This window comes from Kitasatospora sp. NPDC057512, from assembly GCF_042802135.1.
GTDB lineage: Bacteria > Actinomycetota > Actinomycetes > Streptomycetales > Streptomycetaceae > Kitasatospora.
Map to the genome: position 1 here is coordinate 1 of NZ_JBHVET010000790.1, position 3,679 is coordinate 3,679.

Sequence of the window (3,679 nt, forward strand, 5' to 3'; positions counted from 1 at the left end):
GCGGCGGGCCCCTGCCGGTGCGCCCGGGCGCGGGCCGTCGGGGCGGGAGCAGCGGCAGTACGGGATACTGGGGGGCGGCCGGGGTGACCCGGCGGGCATGAGCAACAAAGCAGAAGGGCTCGAAGTGACCGAGATCGAGATCGGGCGAGGCAAGCGCGGCCGACGGGCGTACGCCTTCGACGACATCGCCGTCGTCCCCAGCCGCCGGACCCGGGACCCGAAGGAGGTCTCGATCGCCTGGCAGATCGACGCCTACCGCTTCGAGCTGCCGTTCCTGGCCGCCCCGATGGACAGCGTGGTCTCGCCGCAGCAGGCCATCCAGATCGGCCGCCTCGGCGGTCTGGGCGTGCTGAACCTCGAAGGCCTGTGGACCCGCTACGAGGACCCGCAGCCGCTGCTGGACGAGATCGCCGCGATCACCGACGAGTCCGTCGCGACCCGCCGGCTCCAGGAGATCTACGCCGCGCCGATCCGCGCCGAGCTGATCAAGCAGCGGATCCAGGAGGTCCGCGACTCCGGCGTGGTCACCGCCGCCGCGCTCTCGCCGCAGCGCACCGCCGAGTTCTCCAAGGCCGTGGTGGACGCCGGAGTCGACGTCTTCGTCATCCGCGGCACCACCGTCTCGGCCGAGCACGTCTCCAGCGCCGCCGAGCCGCTCAACCTCAAGCAGTTCATCTACGAGCTGGACGTCCCGGTGATCGTCGGCGGGTGCGCCACGTACACCGCGGCCCTGCACCTGATGCGGACCGGTGCCGCCGGTGTGCTGGTCGGCTTCGGCGGGGGCGCCGCCCACACCACGCGGAACGTCCTGGGCATCCAGGTGCCGATGGCCACCGCCGTGGCCGACGTGGCGGCCGCCCGTCGCGACTACATGGACGAGTCCGGTGGCCGCTACGTGCACGTGATCGCGGACGGCGGCGTCGGCTACAGCGGGGACATCCCGAAGGCCGTGGCCTGCGGCGCGGACGCGGTCATGATCGGTGCCGCGCTGGCCCGGGCGACGGACGCCCCGGGCAAGGGCTTCCACTGGGGCATGGAGGCCGTCCACGAGGAGCTGCCGCGCGGCAAGCGCGTGGACCTCGGGACGGTCGGGACCACCGAGGAGATCCTGACCGGTCCCTCGCACACGCCGGACGGGACCATGAACCTGTTCGGTGCGCTGCGGCGGGCGATGGCCACCACGGGCTACACGGAGCTCAAGGAGTTCCAGCGGGTCGAGGTCACCGTCAACCCGGCGCTCGACCACCGCTGAGTCCTGACCTGATCGAGGGGCCCCTGCCGGGTGACGGCGGGGGCCTTCTCCTTTTCCGGCGCGGGGACGCGGTCGTCTCGGTGCTGGTGGTCAACTCCGCGTGGCGCTGCGGCGGGTGAGGAGGAAGCCGCCGATCAGGGCGATGGCGTAGAAGGCGGCGTCGAGGGGGCGGAGGTCGGCGCGCCAGGCGGTGACGGTGTCGTGCAGCAGGCCGCCGGGGGCCGGGCCGTCGGCGTGGACGCGGCGGAGGTGCTCGATCAGCTGGCCGAGGAGGAGGGCGCCGGCGGCGAGGAGGGCGCCGAGCGGGGGGAGCAGGCGGCCCTGGCCGCCGAGCCGGCCGAGCGGGAGTGCGACCAGGCCGGCCGGGGCGATGGCCAGCCAGCCGAGGCTGTCGGCGGCGCGCAGCGGGGCGCTGCCGTAGGCGAGGCCGCCGAGGAGCATGGCGAGGAGGGCGAGGGAGACGGCCAGGGCGGTGCGGTGGCGGGGGGTGGTTCGGGGCTCGGGTTCGGCGGGGTCGAAGCCGGCCACGGGGGCGCCGGGCATGCCCGGGGCGACGTAGCCCTCGGGGGAGACGGGGGGCGGTGCGACCGAGTAGTGCTGGGCGGTGTGCGGCCGGATCGATGGGCCGTCAGTGCCCGGTGCGGGTGCGGTCATGGGCGTCGAATCCCCCCGGAATACGATGAGCTGCCGAACGGTAGCAGTGGTCCGGACAGATCTTGGCGAGTTTTCGATCACAGATCGGGCACGGAGCGCCGCCTCCGTTCCGGTTCGTACCGGCTCGATGCGGGGGCCGGGTGGTCGCGGGCCCTCCGGACAGGGGATGATGGAGGCTTGGGCGTCCGGGCCCCAGGTCGGGCCGACGCGCCGTCACCACGACCGCCAGCAGCACATGGGGGAACGTTCCGAATGACCCAGGCGCAGGGTTCCACCGGCCGCCTCCTGGCCGGCCGCTACCGCCTGAACGGCGTGCTCGGGCGCGGCGGCATGGGCACGGTCTGGCGCGCCGAGGACGAGATGCTGGGCCGGACCGTCGCGGTCAAGGAACTGCGGATGAACGCCAGCGTCGACGAGGAGGAGAAGCACCGGCTGATCACCCGGACGCTGCGCGAGGCCAAGGCGACCGCGCGGATCCGGCACAGTTCGGCGGTGACGGTCTTCGACGTGGTCGACGAGGACGACCGGCCGTGGATCGTGATGGAGCTGGTCGAGTCCCGCTCGCTGGCCGACGTGGTGCGGGAGGACGGGCCGTTGGCCCCCGCCCGGGCGGCGGAGATCGCGCTCGACGTGCTGGGCGTGCTCAGCGCGGCGCACGCGCTCGGGATCCTGCACCGGGACGTCAAGCCGTCCAACGTGCTGATCGGCGAGGACGGCCGGGTGGTGCTCACCGACTTCGGCATCGCCAGCGTGGAGGGCGACGCCTCCGTCACCTCGACCGGGATGCTCGTCGGCGCGCCCTCGTACATCTCCCCGGAGCGGGCCCGCGGGCAGAAGCCCGGGCCGCCGGCCGACCTGTGGTCGCTGGGCGGCACGCTGTACGCGATGGTCGAGGGCCGGCCGCCCTACGACCGGGGCTCGGCGCTGGCCACGCTGACCGCGGTGATGACCGAGGACCTGATCGCGCCGGTGAACGCCGGGCCGCTGCGGCCGGTGATCGAGGGGCTGCTGGCGAAGGACCCGGCGGAGCGGCTGGACGCCTCGCAGACCCGGTCGATGCTCAAGCGGGTGGTCGCGGAGGCGACCGCGCGGTCCGAGTCGACCACCGAGCACGCGGTGCCGCTGGAGAAGCCGGCCGAGGAGCCGGAGCCGAAGGCGTCGAAGGTGTCGGGGCTGTCGAAGGCGGCGGGGCCGGCGGAGGCGTCGAGCGCCGCGAAGCCGTCCGAGCCGTCGACCTCGGCGGAGTCCTCGGAGCCTTCGGCGAAGGAGCCGGAGCAGGCCGGGAACGGCCGCAAGCGGTCGGTGGGCGGGCTGCTGGGGACGGTCCGGGTCGGCAGCCGGGCCCAGGACACGGAGCCCGCCGGGAAGCCGTCGGAGGAGCCGGGCGCGGAGCCGATCCGGCCGGTGACCAGCGAGTGGACGATGGGGGCGACGCAGGCGGCCGGGGCCGATCCGCGCACCGGCCGGCGGCGGCTGGCCATCGCCACCGTGATCGTGGTGCTGCTGCTGATCGCGGGAGTGGTGGCGGTCGTCCGGATGGTCGGCACCGAGGACGGCGGCTCGAACGGCGCGGCCTCGCAGAGCGCGGGTGCCACCTCGCCGGTGGCGACCGGTACGGAGCCGGTGCCGACGTCGGCACCGGCGGGCGAACCCGCGCCCGCGCCGGCGCCCGCCCAGCCGACCGGCGGCCCGGCCGCGGCGCCGGACGCGCCCGCGCAGTCCGCCGGTGCGCCGGCGGCTCCCGTCCAGCCTCCGGCGGCACCGGCTCAGCCC

The 3,679-nt window shown here is 74.9% G+C and carries 3 protein-coding genes; 2 read left to right on the plus strand and 1 reads right to left on the minus strand.

Annotated features, from left to right (window positions below; genetic code table 11):
• Nucleotides 1-124 precede the first annotated feature (124 nt).
• Nucleotides 125-1,252: a GuaB3 family IMP dehydrogenase-related protein gene (locus ACFU6K_RS33750; RefSeq protein WP_380669599.1), complete on the plus strand. Its 1,128-nt coding sequence runs from the start codon at nucleotides 125-127 to the stop codon at nucleotides 1,250-1,252.
• Nucleotides 1,253-1,342: 90 nt separating this feature from the next.
• Here the strand turns inward: ACFU6K_RS33750 and ACFU6K_RS33755 are convergent, their stop codons facing one another.
• Nucleotides 1,343-1,906, minus strand: a complete 564-nt coding sequence (locus ACFU6K_RS33755; RefSeq protein ID WP_380669595.1) for a hypothetical protein — start codon at nucleotides 1,904-1,906, stop codon at nucleotides 1,343-1,345.
• Between the two features lie 252 nt (nucleotides 1,907-2,158).
• On the opposite strand from ACFU6K_RS33755, the gene ACFU6K_RS33760 reads away from it, so the two are divergent.
• Nucleotides 2,159-3,679, plus strand: a 1,521-nt coding sequence (locus ACFU6K_RS33760) for a protein kinase (RefSeq protein ID WP_380669597.1), incomplete at its 3' end; no start/stop codon positions are given.

Coding starts and splice junctions, on each gene's coding strand:
- ACFU6K_RS33755 (WP_380669595.1), bottom strand. CDS start 1,906: ATGACCGCACCCGCACCGGGCACTGACGGCCCATCGATCCGGCCGCAC.